The sequence below is a fragment of the Dyella sp. 2YAF14 genome (assembly GCF_052114725.1).
Lineage (GTDB): Bacteria > Pseudomonadota > Gammaproteobacteria > Xanthomonadales > Rhodanobacteraceae > Dyella.
Genome location: NZ_JBFRFH010000013.1, coordinates 14,008 through 28,755, shown reverse-complemented (window position 1 = coordinate 28,755; position 14,748 = coordinate 14,008). Strand labels below are relative to the sequence as shown.

Below are 14,748 nucleotides of genomic sequence, written 5' to 3'. Positions count from 1 at the left end.
GGGCGACCGGTCAACCGTGGGTGGTACCGGCCAGGCAGTGCATATCCTTATGGATGCCGTGCAGGCGCGACAACTGGACTCTCAGCACGCGCGCCGATTCGTCCGAGGCCAGCGCCATCTGCTGCTCGAAACTCCTCAGCAGAGCGCACTCGTGGCGGGCCAGATAGTGGACCCAGGCCGAATCGCGGTTGGAGGCCATGCCGGTGACCATGTCGGCCAGCGCCCCGCGCACGGCGCCAGGCAGCGTGCCGTGCCTGGCCGGTGTGCGGCCCGCGGCATGCATCTGTGCCTGCAGGTCGCCGATCAGGGCGTCCAGGGTGTGCAGGTTCTCGGCCAGCAAGGCCTGCAGTCCCGGTTCGCGAACCTGGACCAGGGCCCTGCGGTACAGGTCCCGGTCATCGATGCCACGCCGGATAAGGGCGTTGTATTGCGGTGCACGCGACACGAAGTCGCCTCCTGCTGAGCTAAAAGCGAATGCAGGCGCCATCCTCGTCCTTCGCCACTTAGCGTAGGGTTAATCTGAGGCTTCGTGAGAACCCTCGCTCAGCCGGGGTTTTACTGACCCACGTCCAGCAAGTTCAGGGGTTGGCCGCCGGTACCGCGGATGCCCTGCTGCAGCTCGGCCAGCCGCTGGACTGCCGGGCACAAGGCCTGGACCTGCGGCCCCAGGGCCTGCATGCGCTGCTCCAGACGGGGGCGCAGCTGGGTGGTGAGGTCGCCGGCCGTATCGCGCAGGTTGGCCGCCGCCTGCAGATCGCCGGTCATGGCGGCATTCATGGCCTGCTGGCCGAGATCATTGGCCAGCAAGGGCATCAGGTCAGAGGCCAGCTGGTTGGCGTATTGGTCGGCCAGGTTGCCCTGCCAGTCGTGGGTACTGTTGCTGGCCGCCAGGCGCTGTTTGAGCTCTGCCGCGCGGGACGCCACGCGGCGGTCGAGTTCTGCCCGTGTCGCGGGGTCCAGCGATAGGCGGGTGCCCTCGTCGTGCATGGCGGCCGCGAGCATGTCCACGCCATTGGCTGCCACCGCCTTGGCGCGAGGCGCCAGGGCTCGTAACTCACGCTCGAATAAGGCCAGGCGGTCCTGCTCGTCCGCACGCAGGGCGACCTTGCTGCCATCGGTGCGCAGACTGCCATCGCGCAGTTCCACCTGGCGTGGCAAGGGTTGCGAGCGATCGAACAAGAGACGATCAGGCGCAATCGTCAGGTCGTAACTGCTGGTGGCGTGGCAGGTGGTCGCCAGGTCCTGCGCGTGCAAGGCCACGCTGGCCAGCGAGAGGGTGGCGAGGAGGGACAGGCGGCGCAGGAACATGGGAGGGCCCGGAGCAATCGATGCCGCAGCGATAACCCGCGCCGCGGCAACCGGACCTGAACCGAACGTGCTCAGCGTCGCGAGCGGAACTGGGCACGCACCGACGGGCGCCCCAGCCACCAGGCCAGCCACAGCAATACCGGCACACCTACGAACTTGATCCCCACTGCCATCAGAAATGACCGGCGCATATGCGCCATCGCCATCTGCGAGGCGGTATCGAGCGAGTCCTGGGCATTGGTCAACGCCACCGCCTGGCTGAAGTCGCGCCACTGCAGGAACAGCATCAGCCCACCCACCAGGCCCCAGCCCACCGCCAGCAGCACACTGGCCAGCTGCAGCGAAGGCCGCGCCCAGCCCTGGCGAAGAATCGCCCCCGCGCAGATCACCACCAGCGCCAGCGCTGCGACGAAATACAGCACATCCCAGGCCAGCATCTTGTGCAGCTGCAAGATGTCGCCCGTATTGGACGCGGGCAGCGGCTGCAGCACACGCCACAACTGGGTGGCATGCAACGCGTACTGCATGCAGCCATAGGCCGCCAGCAGCAGGATCAGCCAGGTCACGATGCGCCACAGCGCGAAGCCGTCGCGGCGGGTTTCGCTACGCAGCATCAACGGCATCAGGAAGACGCCTTCAGCGATGCGAGATCGGCCAGCACCTGGGCCGAATTCTTCTCCGGATCCACATCCTCATAGACCTTGGCAACCCTGCCCTGCGGGTCGATCAGGAAGGTGGTGCGGCGCGCGTACTTGAAGCCCATTTTGGAAGCGAGCACGCCATAGGCCTGCGCGGTCTTGCTGTCGGCATCGGACAGCAAGGGGAACGGTACGTGGTACTTGGCGGCGAAGTCCGCGTGCGATTTCACATCGTCCAGGCTCACGCCCAGCACGTCGGCACCCTGCTGGCGCAGCTTGGCGACATCGTCGCGGAACGCGCAGACCTCGGTGGTGCAACCGGGCGTGAAGTCCTTCGGATAGAAGTACAGCACCACCCAACGCCCCTGATGATCGGCCGGCGTATGCCACTTGCCGTTCTGGTCCTGCAGGTGGAAATCAGGCGCTTTCTGGCCGACCTGCGGCAGCGTGGCGGCGGGCGCGTCGGCATAGGCCGGAGCCAGCAGGCCCAGCAGCAGACTCAACATCAACAGGAACGAGAGGCGAGGCATCGGGACACTCCGAAAGAATTCCGGGCCAGTTTACGCGCAGCAAAACAAAGGGCGCCATGCGGCACCCTCTGCATCGAGCCTGCAACGGTGACTTATTCGCGCTCGATCTCGAACGCGCCCACCGAAACGCCGAGGTTCACGCCCTCGCCACTGCCATGCAGGGCCAGCGACGTGGTGCCCTTGGTCAACACCTGGGCCTCGCCACTCTTGACCACGCCTGCTTCGGCACCGGCCTGCGCATAGGTGCCGAACACATCGTCGATACTGCGCACATGGGTGATGTCACCCTTGCCGTTGTCGATGCGGTACTTGCCGGCGGTGATGCCGCCGCCATTGACCGAGATCTTCACCTTGGACTTCTGGCCGTTATTGCAAACCACCGTGCCACTGCCCGAGGCATGCTTGTAGATGAGCGACCATCCGGAAATGCTGAAGGAGAGATCGCACTTCACTTCGGCTTCGGCCGCACGGGCTGCGGATACCGGTGCCATCGACATGGCGCCTGCGCAAGCCAGTACGAGAGCCGCCATACCCATTGAACGCTTGATCATTTTCATCTCCTTGCAGTGAATGAGGACTTCGGACGACGTCAGCCACTGTGGTCAGCGTGCACCTGTCCGCCGTAGCACCTCCATGGTCGGCAGTTCCCGTGAACGCAGTGTGCAAATAGCTGGATGCTTCGTTAACGGCTTCGCAAGCAATGCTGGCTCAAGGCTTAAAAAAGCCTGTCGTGCCCGTACGTTGCGCCTGGGGAAGCCCTGTGTTTCGGCCGCCTGATGAGCGCGCATGGATTGGGCGCATCACCCGTAGCGCAGGCGCGCGGCGAGGATTACGCTGACCCTCAAGATCCGAGAAAACCGCAGGCCGATCTGCCTTGGGCCGCCTCGCACCCGTGCCCGACACAGCAAGCCTGCCTGTGCCCGAGGTAGCGCATGTCTAACTATTCGCTGGTCGGCTATGACGGCTCCGCCACATCGCAACGCGCGCTGCGCTTTGCCGTGCAACTGGCGCAGGCCACCGGTGGCCGCGTCCGCGTGGTGTCGGTGTTGCAGTTGACCGAAGGGAGCGCCGACACCTGTACGCTGATGATCGCCGACCAGGGCGGCAAGCGTTGCTCCCAGTTGCTCGACGAAGTGAAGGATCTGGTGCCGGGCACGGCGTCCCTGATCGACGCCGAGGTGGTGCGCGGCAGCCCCGGCGATGTCCTGCTGGAGCAGGTACGCAACCACGCCATCGATCACATCGTGATCGGCCATACCGAGCGCGGCGCGCTCGCGCGCTGGCTGCTCGGATCGGTCTCCAGCGACGTGCTCGAGCGCGCCCACGTGCCGGTGACCGTGGTGCGCTGAGCCACCCGCCAGCCCCGCGGGTCGGCGCTCGTTAATCCCGCGTTGCCGTCTCGTCGTATGCTGTCACACGATCGTCATGCCAGGCTGGCGCCGTGCCCCGCGTCAAGCCAGCCCTTCGGCCCCCCGCACAGGAAAGCCCGCGTGAGCTATGCCCAATCGTTGCCCTGGACCCTCGAAAGCCTGGACTTCAGTCGGATCGACATCCAACGTGTACGCCAGAACGAAGACCTGTTTTTCTTGCTGTGCAGCGCCTCCTTCGTCGAGAGCGGTTCGGACCTGTATACGCACAATCTGGTCGACCACTTCGCGGGTGACGAGACCCTGCAGACCTGGCTCAGCCAGCATTGGGAACACGAGGAACTGCAGCACGGCCGCGCCCTTGCCGCCTATGTGAAAGCGGTGTGGCCGGAATTCGACTGGGACAAGGGCTTCGCCGCGTTCTGGGCCGAGTACGGCGCGGTGTGCACCGCCGAACAACTGGAACCCATCCGCGGCCTGGAACTTGCCGCGCGCTGCGTGGTGGAAACCGGTACCGCCAGCCTCTACCGCGCACTCAACGACATCACCGATGAACCCGTGCTCAAGCAGCTCACCGGTCACATCAAGAGCGACGAAGTCCGCCACTACAAGAATTTCTACCAGCACTACCGCCTGTATCGCGAACGCGAGGGCTTCGGTCGCTACAAGATATTCCGGGTCATCCTGCGTCGCCTCAACGAAATCCGCGGCGAAGACAGCGACATCGCGCTGCGCCACGTGTTCGACCAGTGCTATCCGCAGCACAAGGACAACCACGCCGAGTTCAAGCGCGTCACCGGCCGCGCACAAGACCTGCTGCGGCGGAATATCCCCGCGGAAATGACGGTGAAGATGCTGCTCAAGCCGCTGGAGTTGCCGCCGCGTTTGCAGAATGCGATGGAGAAGCCGCTGGCGAAGTTGGCGGAGAGGTTGTTTCTCAATTGAAGGAATGGCTCGGCGGCGATTGCTTCGATCGGCTGCCATTGCCACACCCGGGTGCCTCGCTCCGCAGGTTTGTCGCGCACAGGGTGCGCTCCCACAAATAGCCCGTCGGCAGCGTTGATCCGCCGTCCACGACGTGCGCGCTCCCCTTGTAGGAGCGCACTTGTGCGCGACCGCGGCGCCGGGGTGTACCGCTCCCTAGGTTGGTCGCGCACAGGGTGCGCTCCAACAAATAGCGGCCCGCGGTGTGTGGTCCGCCCCCAAAACATGCGAACCCTCCTGTAGGAGCGCACTTGTGCGCGACCGCAGCGCGTGGATGCACCGCTCCGGCCGGTCGCGCACAAGTGCGCTCCTACAACAGACAAACTGCCGACCGGCACGGTGGGCGTTCGGCTCTTGATGTGGCTCTTGATGTGGCTCTTGATGTGGCTCCTGCCCCCGGGGTCCCCGTATGACGCGGCGGGCGGGTGGAGGAAAGCCCGCAGGGTGGCCGCATGGATGCGGCCAGTTTTTCGACAGGACAGGGATGTCCTGTCGAAAAACCCCGTAACCCGACCGCGCACCTGGAGGGCCAACGGCCCGGAAGGCGCGTCATCCGGGGGGCCCTTTCTTTTGGTTACTTTTCTTTGGGCAAGCAAAGAAAAGTAACCCGGCCTCCGGCAGGAGGACGGAAGCCCGCAGCAGGCGGGCCAGGTCGCCGTATCGCGACAAGTAAACACCGAGGCTCTGGATCCCGGCCTGCGCCGGGATGACGAGTTAGCCAACACAGCGGCTCAAACTCCCGCCGAGCGTCATGCGCACGCGCGCCGCAAAAATCATGCTGCAAAGCAACACAAAACTCACCACCCTCGCCACCAGCCATCACCACCCCACAAACAACCCCACCCTTCTCCCAACGCACCCGCAACATCCCCTCCACATCCCCAAAGCTCGACATCCCGCCCACTCTGATGCATACGTATTCACTTCAATAAACCGGCACTGCCAGCGCAGAATCGCCGGACTCTGGATTGGGGAGAGGCAATGAATCTGAATTCCACACCGACGTCGACGAACTCCGTCGGTGACCTTGGTCAACACGCCACCGCGCGCGTTGTCTTGATCGCTGCGGCCGCTGCACTTGGCGGCTTCCTGTTCGGCTTCGATACCGCCGTGATCAACGGCGCGGTCGACGCCGTGCGCGGCAATTTCGGGCTGGATGCAGCCCACATCGGTTTCGCCGTGTCATGCGCGCTGCTAGGTTCTGCTGCTGGTGCGTGGTACGCCGGCCCGCTCGCAGACCGCGTCGGCCGAGTACGCGCGATGCAGGTGGCGGCCGTGTTGCTGGCTCTGAGCGCCTTGGGCGCAGGTTTGGTGAACGGCGTTGGCCTGTTGGTGTTCTGGCGCCTGGTGGGCGGCATCGGCGTCGGTGTGGCCTCGGTGATCGCGCCGACCTATATCGCGGAAATCTCGCCTGCCGCCGTGCGCGGCCGGCTCGGTTCGTTGCAGCAGCTGGCCATCGTGCTTGGCATCTTTGCCGCGCTGCTGAGCGATGCATGGCTGGCCGGTACGGCGGGCGGTGCCTCGCACAAGCTCTGGTTCAACCTGGACGCGTGGCGCTGGATGTTCCTGGTCGCCGTGGTGCCTGCATTGATCTACGGCTCGCTGGTGCTCGGCGTGCCCGAATCGCCGCGCCACCTGGTGGCCAAGGGTCGCCTGGCGGAAGCCAAGGACGTGCTGCGCCAGGTGCTGGGCATGCACAACGAGGCTGCCCTCGATGCCAAGGTGAAGGACATCCAGCAGAGCCTGCACTCGGAATACCGCCCCACCCTGAAGGACTTGCGCGGACCGCGCCTGGGCCTGCTGCCGGTGGTGTGGATTGGCATCCTGCTGTCGGTGTTCCAGCAGTTCGTGGGCATCAATGTCATCTTCTATTACTCGTCCACCCTGTGGCATTCGGTGGGCTTCAGCGAAGCCGATTCGTTCTCCATCACGGTGGCCACCTCGGTGGTGAACGTGCTGGTGACCCTCGTCGCCATCGCGCTGGTCGATCGCATCGGTCGCAAGCCCTTGCTGGTGATCGGTTCGGCCGGCATGGCCGTCACCCTCGGTGCGATGGCGTGGTGCTTCTCGCAGGCCACCGGCAGCGGCGCCACGCTCAGCCTGCCGGCGCCGTGGAACATGGTGGCCCTGGTTGCCGCCAACGCTTACGTGGTGTTCTTCGGCCTCAGCTGGGGCCCGATGGTGTGGGTGCTGCTGGGCGAGATGTTCCCCAACCGGATCCGCGCCATTGCACTGGCCGTGGCCGCCGCCGCCCAGTGGCTGGCCAACTTCGCCATCACCAGTACCTTCCCGTCGCTGGCCGAAATGGGCCTCGCCTTTGCCTACGGCCTGTACGCCGCATTCGCCCTGATTTCTCTGGTCTTCGTGCTGAAGGCCGTGCGCGAGACCAAGGGCATCGAGCTGGAAGATATGCAGAGCTGAGTATTTAGGGACGAGGGGCGAGCGTGGGCAGGCGGTCTTGGCGCCCTCACTACTCGCCCCTGACCCCTTTTAAGGCCCAGCCAACCGGCATGCGACAATACCCGCATGACTGATTTCCGCACGCTCCCCTTAAAGCCCGCGCTGCTCGCCAGCGTGGAAACCCTCGGTTTCACCGAGATGACGCCAGTGCAGGCACAGAGTCTGCCGCCGATCCTGGAAGGTCGCGACGTGATCGCGCAGGCGCGTACCGGCAGCGGCAAGACCGCTGCGTTCGGGCTGGGCCTGCTGCAGCAGATCGACGTGGAGACGATCCGGCTGCAGGCGCTGGTGCTTTGCCCCACGCGCGAGCTGGCTGACCAGGTGAGCAAGGCCATCCGCAAACTGGCGGCCAATATTCCCAACGTGAAGTTGCTGACGCTGTGCGGCGGCATGCCGCTGGGCCCGCAGCTCGCCTCGCTGACGCATGACCCGCATATCGTGGTGGGCACGCCAGGGCGTATCCAGGAACATCTCAAGCGCTCGAGCCTGCACGGCGGCGGCATCAAGGTGCTGGTGCTGGACGAGGCCGATCGCATGCTCGACATGGGCTTTTCCGAAGCGATCGACGACATCGTGGGGCGCATCTCCAAGCATCACCAGACGCTGCTGTTCTCGGCTACCTATGCCGAGGAAATCCGCCAGGTGAGCAAGCGCCTGCAGCGCGATCCGGTGGAAGTGACGGTGGAGACGCCGCACGAGGAGACCACCATCGAGCAGCGTTTCCACGAAGTGGAGCCGGCGCAGAAACTCGATGCGCTCGCGCAATTGCTGGCCAAGGGCACGCTGCGGGACGAACAGGCGCAGCACGCGCTGGTGTTCTGCAATATGCGCAAGGACGTGGACGGGGTCGCCGAGGAACTGGACAAGCGCGGTTTCTCGGCGCTCGCACTGCACGGCGACATGGAGCAGCGCGATCGTGATGAAGTGCTGGTGCAGTTCGCCAACCGCAGCTGCGCCGTGCTGGTGGCCACTGACGTGGCGGCGCGCGGTCTCGATATCGTGGCCCTACCCCTGGTGGTGAGCTTCGACATTGCACACGACCCGGACACGCACACGCATCGCGTGGGCCGCACGGGTCGCGCCGGTGAGAATGGCCTCGCCATCACCCTGGTGACGCCGCGCGAACGCCCCAAGGCAACCAATATCGAACAACAGCTGGGCCAGCCGCTGCCGTGGCATCCGCTGCGGGTGGCGCCCTCGCGCGGCAAGCAGCTCAACCTCGCGCCGATGAAGACGGTGGTGATCGATGCCGGCCGCCAGGACAAACTGCGACCCGGCGATATCCTCGGCGCACTGACCGGCGATGCCGGGCTCGACGCCAAGGACATTGGCAAGATCGACGTGTTCGCCACGCGTGCCTATGTGGCGATCCGTCGGGATCTTGCGAACAAGGCGCTGGAGCGGCTGCGCGCGGGCAAGATCAAGGGGCGGAACTTCCGGGTACGCTCGCTGCACTGAGGTTACCCGCTGCCCGCCACGCGCGAGGCTGCCCTTCGCAAAGGATGTCGTTTTCATGATACGCCGGCTCAGCTACGCGCTCGCCCTGATCGCCCTTGTCAGCTCTGCGTCCACTCATGCCGCCACGCCGGTGTACGGTTATCGCGTGGTGCATGTCTATCCGCATGACACCTCGGCGTATACGGAAGGCTTGTTCTACAAGGACGGCTATCTGTACGAGAGCACCGGCGAAGCGGGCGAGTCGACCGTGCGCAAAGTGGAACTGGAAACCGGCAAGGTGCTGCAGCGCCATGATGTGCCGGATGCGTATTTCGGCGAGGGCATCGTCGACTGGAATCACGAGCTGATCCAGCTCACCTGGAAGAGCGAGCTTGGTTTTGTCTACGACCTGGCCAGCTTCAGGCAGCAGCGCACCTTCCGCTATCCCGGCGAAGGCTGGGCGCTCACGCGCGACAGCAGGCATCTGTATATGAGCGATGGCTCGCCGGTGCTGCGCGTGCTCGATCCGGATACGCTCACCGCCACCGGCAGCATCATGGTCACCGACAACGGCGAGCCGGTGACCAATCTCAATGAGCTGGAATGGGTGAGGGGGGAGATCTACGCCAACGTGTGGATGACCAACCGCATCGCACGCATCGACCCGGCCACCGGCCATGTCACCGGCTGGATCGACCTCAGCGGCTTGCTTGATGTGAGCCGCCTGCCTGACCCGGGCAACGATGTGCTCAATGGCATCGCTTACGACGAGCAGCACGATCGCTTGTTCGTCACCGGCAAGCGCTGGCCCAAGCTGTTCGAGATCACGCTGGTCAAACCGTAAGTCCCTGCGAAGGCCCGGCAATACGATGCGGCGAGCTCCGGGGAGGGCCAAATGGCATGGTTCTGCGCGGCCACATCTGCGATGTAAAGTCGGGGGCTGATCACCGGGAGACCCTGATGCGCCTTGCCCCGACCCTACTTCCCTTCGCGCTGTGCCTTGCCATCTCTACCGCCTATGCCGACGACGCGCCGGCGCAGCCGAGCCAGCATGCATCGCTGCAAGCCTTGTCCACCGCACCGAGCGAAGCGGAACTGCATGCCACGATTGCCAAGCTGGTGAGCTTCGGCACGCGCCACACGTTGTCGGACACCAAGTCGGACAAGCGCGGCATCGGCGCTGCGCGGCGCTGGGTGAAGTCGCAGTTCGAGGACATCTCCAAGGCCTGCGGCGGTTGCATCGAGGTGGTGACGCCGTCGCAGATGTTCACCGGCAAGCGCATTCCGCAATCCACCGAAGTGATGGATGTGGTCGCGATCAAGCGCGGCAAAAGCGATCCCAAGCGCGTGATCGTGATGACGGGCCATCTCGATTCGCGCGTCACCGACGTGATGAACGCCAAGTCCGATGCCCCCGGCGCGAACGACGATGCCTCAGGCGTCGCCGCCTTGATGGAAGCGGCGCGGTTGCTGTCCAAGGAAGACAACGACGCCACCCTGGTATTCGCGGCGCTCTCCGGCGAGGAGCAGGGCCTCTACGGTGGCAAGGTGCTGGCCGACTACGCCGTTGCGCAGGGCTGGAACGTGCAGGCCGACCTCAACAACGACATCGTCGGCAACAGCCACGGTTTGAACGGCGTGCTCGACAACACCACGGTGCGCATCTTCTCCGAAGGCACCAAGACCAACGAAACCCCGGAACAGGCGAAGTACCGCGCCTATCACGGCGGCGAAGTGGATTCGCCCTCGCGCAACGTGGCGCGCTACATGGAGCAGATGGCAACCACCTATCTGCCAGATCTGCGCGTGCACATGGTGTATCGCACCGACCGCTACAGCCGCGGCGGCGACCAGGTGCCATTCCTGGAGGCCGGTTATCCCGGTGTGCGCGTGACCGAAGGTCATGAGGATTACACGCGCCAGCACCAGGATCTGCGCAGCGAGAAGGGCATCAAGTACGGCGACACCATCGATGGCGTCGACTTCCGCTATCTCGCCCGTGTCACCGCGCTAAACACGGTGACCATGGCCGCGCTGAGCCGCGCCCCTGCCCCGCCCTCCGGCGTGAGCATCGAGGGCGCGCTGGCCAGCGACACCACCGTGCACTGGAAGAAAGTGCCGGGCGCTGCGGGCTACATCGTGCATTGGCGCGACACCACGGCGCCGCAGTGGCAGTACAGCCGCGTGGTCGGCGACAGCGACCAGGCGGTGATCAAGGACGTGGTGATCGACGACTGGTTCTTCGGCGTCTCGTCGGTCTCGGCCGATGGCTATGAAAGCCCGGTGGTATTCCCTGGCGATGCCGGCAGCTTCGAGCGCTCGCCTGCTCCGAAGTCGCCCTAAAGCGGATTGTTCCGAAGGCGCAAAGCCTTGCGAAACGATAAGATCGGCCGGTTGCTGCTCCGGGGGGAGCGGCAACCGCATCCCGAGGGATGCGTATCAACGGACGATACCAGGGGAAAATCCATGCTTCGCAAGACGTTTATGCCGGCAGTGGCTTTGCTGGCCGCTTTTGTTCTCGCCGCGCCGGTCGCGGCCATGCCCGAAGATGGCGGGCATCAGACGTCCGCCGAGGCGTTTGTCAGTTCGCTGCATCCGACCACCGGTGAGGTGTCCATACCGGGCGCACAGGCCACGCTCAAGCTGGCCAATGGCTACAGTTTTCTTTCTGCCGCCGATGCGCAGCGCGTGCTGACGCAGGCCTGGGGCAACCCGCCGGACAACAGCGTGCTGGGCATGATCATCCCCAGCAGCGATGCGCATGCCGTACTCGATGAGAAAACCTGGGCGGTGGTAGTCACCTTTATCGACGAAGGCTATGTGTCCGACAAGGACGCCGAGAAGATCGACTATGACGACATGCTCAAGGATCTGAAGAAGGCCGCCCAGGACAGCAATCCAGAGCGCCTCAAGGAAGGCTATCCGGCGGTGGAACTGGTCGGCTGGGCCGAACCGCCGCATTACGACGAAGCCAGCCACAAGCTGTACTGGGCGCGCGACCTGAAGTTCAAGAAGGCCGACGGCAGCGCCGACGGACAGTCGCTGAACTACGCGATCCGCGTGCTCGGCCGCAAGGGCTATCTCTCGCTCAATGCGATTGCACCGATCGACCAGCTCGCCCAGGTGCGTGCCGACATGCCCGACGTAGTGGCGATGGCCGAGTTCAATCCCGGCGAACGTTATGCCGATTACAACTCGAGCACGGACAAGGTTGCGGCGTATGGCATTGCGGCGTTGGTGGCGGGCGGTATTGCCGCCAAGGCTGGCTTGTTCGCGAAGCTCGGCCTCATGTTGCTGGCGTTGAAGAAGTTCGTGGTGATCGGCATTGCGGCGATCGGTGGTTTGTTCGCCAAGATCTTCAAGAAAAAGCAGGCCTGATGCTGGTGTGGCGCTGCGTTGCCTGAGGGGGCGCAGCGATCACCTACCCATGTAGGAGCGCACTTGTGCGCGACCCGCCAACGGAGCGGTGCACCTCAGCGCTGCGGTCGCGCACAAGTGCGCTCCTACAACGAAACGAAGCGCCTTCATCGGCGACTCTCCCATGGCACGCCGAGCCCGATCAAGCGGCGTAATCCGTCATCGCTGGGTTGCAACGCGCGGCTACCGGCACGGCGACGCAACCAGCCTGCGTCCAGCAAGGCGTCGGTGAGCGAAACACCGAGTGGGCCGCCCAGGTGCAGGCGGCGTTCGGTCCAGTCCAGACAGCTGCGTCCGGACAGTGGCAACAAGGCTTGCACGCGTGCGGCGTCGAGGCCGGCTTGCACCAGCGCTTGCGCACCGTCGTCCTGCAAGCGCATGCCTTCGCTCGCGGCTAGCAGGTAACCCTGCTGCAGCAGGGCATCGCACAAGCCCACGCCCAATCGTCCCGCAAGATGCCGATAGCAGGTGCGTGCCATGCGCAAGGGGCGATCGCCGCCGGTCGGATCAGGCAACACGGGTCGCGCGCGCGGCGCGGCCAGCGTTTCGATCAGCGCGGCTACGTCATCGTCGGCGAGCCGGTAATAGCGATGACGCCCCTGCTCCTGCACCGCCAGCAGGCCGCCCTCGAGCAGGCGCTTGAGATGCGCGCTTCCCGTCGCCGCACCCACACCGGCCGCGCGCGCCAGCTCGCCTGCCGGACGTGCCGTCCCGTCGATCAAGGCCAGCAACATGGCGGCGCGTGCCGGTTCGGCGAGCAGGGCGCCGATCTCGGCCAGCTGGTAGCGGCTTGGAGCGATCGCATCGTTCATGCGCGCAGTCTAGCGCGCCCGTTTCGCTGAACACTTCGACGCGCGGCGAAACGTTCAGCGGCATAGGCAACGACACTGAACTCATGGACATGCATCGCTACCCACATACCCGAGTCATCCACCCGTCCATTCTCTATTTCGGCACGCCGGTCGTGCTGATCACCACCTGCAACGAGGACGGCTCGACCAATATCACGCCGATGTCGTCCGCCTGGGCGCTGGCCGACCGCATCGTGATCGGTCTCGCCGGCGGCGGACAGGGCTTGGCCAACTTGCGGCGCGAGCGCGAATGCGTGCTGAACTTTGCCAGCGAAGACATGCACCGCGGCGTGGAGCGCATCGCCCCCACCACCGGCCGCGATCCTGTGCCCGGGTGGAAACAGGCCAACGGTTATCGTCACGAGGCAGACAAGATGGCGCTGGGCGGGTGGCACGCCGAGGCTTCCCTTTCGGTGAAACCGCCACGCATCGTGGACTGCCCGCTGCAAATGGAAGCGCGCGTGATGCTTGCGGTCGAGCGCCCCCTGGATGCCTGGCGCGATGGCGCCGGCGGCTACGCGATCATCGAGCTGGAAGCGCTGCATGTGCACGCGCATGAGGATGTGACGGTGGCCGGGACCCAGCACGTGGATCCACGGCGCTACCGTCCGCTGTTCTATCTGTTCCGCCATTACGTGGGACCGGGCAAACCGCTGGGCCGTACGTTTAAAGCGGAAGTTTGAGCGTTGGACGTGATGTTCATGCCGTGAAAACCGATGCTAGGATCAACTCCCATCTCAGCTCGATCGCGGTAGCGGCCCACTATGCGCATGCTTGTCACAGGCAGTTCGGGGCACCTGGGTGAGGCGTTGGCGCGCACCCTGCTTGAGCTCGGCCACGAAGTGATCGGGCTGGATGTGGTCGAGGGGCCCTACACCCAGCGGCTGGGTTCGATCTGCGACCGTGCCTTTGTGCGTCGCTGCATCGCGGGCTGCGCCACGGTGTTCCATCCCGCCACGCTGCACAAGCCGCATGTCGCCACGCACACTCGGCAGGATTTCATCGACGTGAACCTCACCGGCACGCTCAACCTGCTGGAGGAGGCAGTGGCCACCGGCGTGGAATCGTTCGTCTACACCAGCACCACCAGTGTGTTCGGCGACGCGCTGGCGCCGCCGGCCAGCGAGCCGGCGGTATGGGTGACCGAAGACACGCCCGCCGTGCCCAAGAACATCTACGGCGTCACCAAGGCGGCGGCCGAAGACCTGTGCCAGCTGTTTTCGCGCAACCAGGGGCTGTCGACCATGGTGCTGCGCACGTCGCGCTTCTTTCCCGAAGAAGACGACGACCGCTCGGTGCGCGCCCGCTATACCGACGGCAACCTCAAGGCCAACGAATTCCTCTACCGCCGCGTCGACATCGAAGACGTGGTGAGCGCGCATCTGCTGGCCGCGCGCCGCGCGCCAGCGCTCGGCTTTCGCCGCTACATCATCAGCGCCACCACGCCGTTCCTGCCGGAGGATCTGGCCACCTTGCGCGCGCATGCGCCGCTGATCGTGCGTCGACGCGTGCCCGGTTACGACGCCGTGTATGCACGACACGGCTGGAACATGGCCCAGGGCATCGACCGGGTCTACGTGAACCAGCGGGCGCGCGAGGAACTTGGCTGGGCGCCGCGCCATGATTTCGCTGCTGTGGTGGCTCGTCTCGAAGCGGGTGAGGACATCCGCAGCCCGCTGGCGAGGCTGATCGGTTCCAAGGGCTATCACGCGGACAGCTTCAGCGACGGTCCGTATCCCGTCGACGCCTGAGGCTT

At 64.9% G+C, this 14,748-nt stretch carries 15 protein-coding genes; 9 read left to right on the top strand and 6 right to left on the bottom strand.

Annotation, left to right across the window (positions count from 1 at the left end; genetic code table 11):
- Positions 1–10 precede the first annotated feature (10 nt).
- The 5 genes from AB4Y82_RS16715 to AB4Y82_RS16695 all read right to left on the bottom strand — a co-directional run bounded on the left by AB4Y82_RS16715 (position 11) and on the right by AB4Y82_RS16695 (position 3,027).
- Entirely contained in the window at positions 11–445 is a 435-nt protein-coding gene (locus tag AB4Y82_RS16715) for a DUF2383 domain-containing protein (protein WP_441605383.1), read from the bottom strand.
- Between the two features lie 110 nt (positions 446–555).
- Entirely contained in the window at positions 556–1,308 is a 753-nt protein-coding gene (locus AB4Y82_RS16710; protein WP_441605382.1) for a DUF2884 family protein, read from the bottom strand.
- Positions 1,309–1,379: 71 nt separating this feature from the next.
- Complete coding sequence (locus AB4Y82_RS16705; RefSeq protein WP_441611491.1) at positions 1,380–1,931, bottom strand: hypothetical protein; 552 nt, start codon at positions 1,929–1,931, stop codon at positions 1,380–1,382.
- The gene (locus AB4Y82_RS16700; RefSeq protein WP_441605380.1) at positions 1,931–2,476 is read right to left on the bottom strand and encodes a peroxiredoxin; all 546 of its coding nucleotides are present in this window, start codon (positions 2,474–2,476) and stop codon (positions 1,931–1,933) included. Before AB4Y82_RS16700 ends, AB4Y82_RS16705 begins: the two co-directional genes overlap by 1 nt.
- Positions 2,477–2,568: 92 nt before the next feature.
- Positions 2,569–3,027, bottom strand: a complete 459-nt coding sequence (locus AB4Y82_RS16695) for a hypothetical protein (RefSeq protein WP_441605379.1) — start codon at positions 3,025–3,027, stop codon at positions 2,569–2,571.
- 381 nt (positions 3,028–3,408) lie between these two features.
- Here AB4Y82_RS16695 and AB4Y82_RS16690 point away from each other — a divergent pair, with 381 nt between their 5' ends.
- The 7 genes from AB4Y82_RS16690 (at position 3,409) to AB4Y82_RS16660 (ending at position 12,102) form a co-directional block, all read left to right on the top strand.
- Positions 3,409–3,825, top strand: a complete 417-nt coding sequence (locus AB4Y82_RS16690; protein WP_441605378.1) for a universal stress protein — start codon at positions 3,409–3,411, stop codon at positions 3,823–3,825.
- Positions 3,826–3,966: 141 nt separating this feature from the next.
- Positions 3,967–4,788: a ferritin-like domain-containing protein gene (locus AB4Y82_RS16685; RefSeq protein ID WP_441605377.1), complete on the top strand. Its 822-nt coding sequence runs from the start codon at positions 3,967–3,969 to the stop codon at positions 4,786–4,788.
- A 1,020-nt stretch (positions 4,789–5,808) separates the two neighbouring features.
- Positions 5,809–7,248 carry a sugar porter family MFS transporter gene (locus AB4Y82_RS16680; RefSeq protein WP_441605376.1) on the top strand — a complete coding sequence of 480 codons (1,440 nt, stop codon included), beginning with the start codon at positions 5,809–5,811 and terminating at the stop codon, positions 7,246–7,248.
- A gap of 105 nt (positions 7,249–7,353) precedes the next feature.
- A complete protein-coding gene (dbpA, locus tag AB4Y82_RS16675) occupies positions 7,354–8,745 on the top strand; it encodes an ATP-dependent RNA helicase DbpA (RefSeq protein ID WP_441605375.1) in 1,392 nt (463 codons plus the stop codon).
- A 55-nt stretch (positions 8,746–8,800) separates the two neighbouring features.
- Complete coding sequence (locus AB4Y82_RS16670; protein WP_441605374.1) at positions 8,801–9,568, top strand: glutaminyl-peptide cyclotransferase; 768 nt, start codon at positions 8,801–8,803, stop codon at positions 9,566–9,568.
- Positions 9,569–9,684: 116 nt separating this feature from the next.
- Complete coding sequence (locus tag AB4Y82_RS16665) at positions 9,685–11,067, top strand: M28 family metallopeptidase (RefSeq protein ID WP_441605373.1); 1,383 nt, start codon at positions 9,685–9,687, stop codon at positions 11,065–11,067.
- 123 nt (positions 11,068–11,190) lie between these two features.
- Positions 11,191–12,102, top strand: a complete 912-nt coding sequence (locus AB4Y82_RS16660) for a DUF2167 domain-containing protein (protein WP_441605372.1) — start codon at positions 11,191–11,193, stop codon at positions 12,100–12,102.
- Between the two features lie 146 nt (positions 12,103–12,248).
- Here AB4Y82_RS16660 and AB4Y82_RS16655 read toward each other — a convergent pair whose 3' ends face one another.
- Positions 12,249–12,953, bottom strand: a complete 705-nt coding sequence (locus AB4Y82_RS16655; RefSeq protein WP_441605371.1) for an ArsR/SmtB family transcription factor — start codon at positions 12,951–12,953, stop codon at positions 12,249–12,251.
- An 89-nt stretch (positions 12,954–13,042) separates the two neighbouring features.
- Here AB4Y82_RS16655 and AB4Y82_RS16650 point away from each other — a divergent pair, with 89 nt between their 5' ends.
- Both AB4Y82_RS16650 and AB4Y82_RS16645 read left to right on the top strand, forming a co-directional pair.
- A complete protein-coding gene (locus AB4Y82_RS16650) occupies positions 13,043–13,675 on the top strand; it encodes a flavin reductase family protein (protein WP_441605370.1) in 633 nt (210 codons plus the stop codon).
- Between the two features lie 81 nt (positions 13,676–13,756).
- Complete coding sequence (locus tag AB4Y82_RS16645) at positions 13,757–14,743, top strand: NAD-dependent epimerase/dehydratase family protein (RefSeq protein WP_441605369.1); 987 nt, start codon at positions 13,757–13,759, stop codon at positions 14,741–14,743.
- The last annotated feature ends 5 nt before the right edge of the window (positions 14,744–14,748 follow it).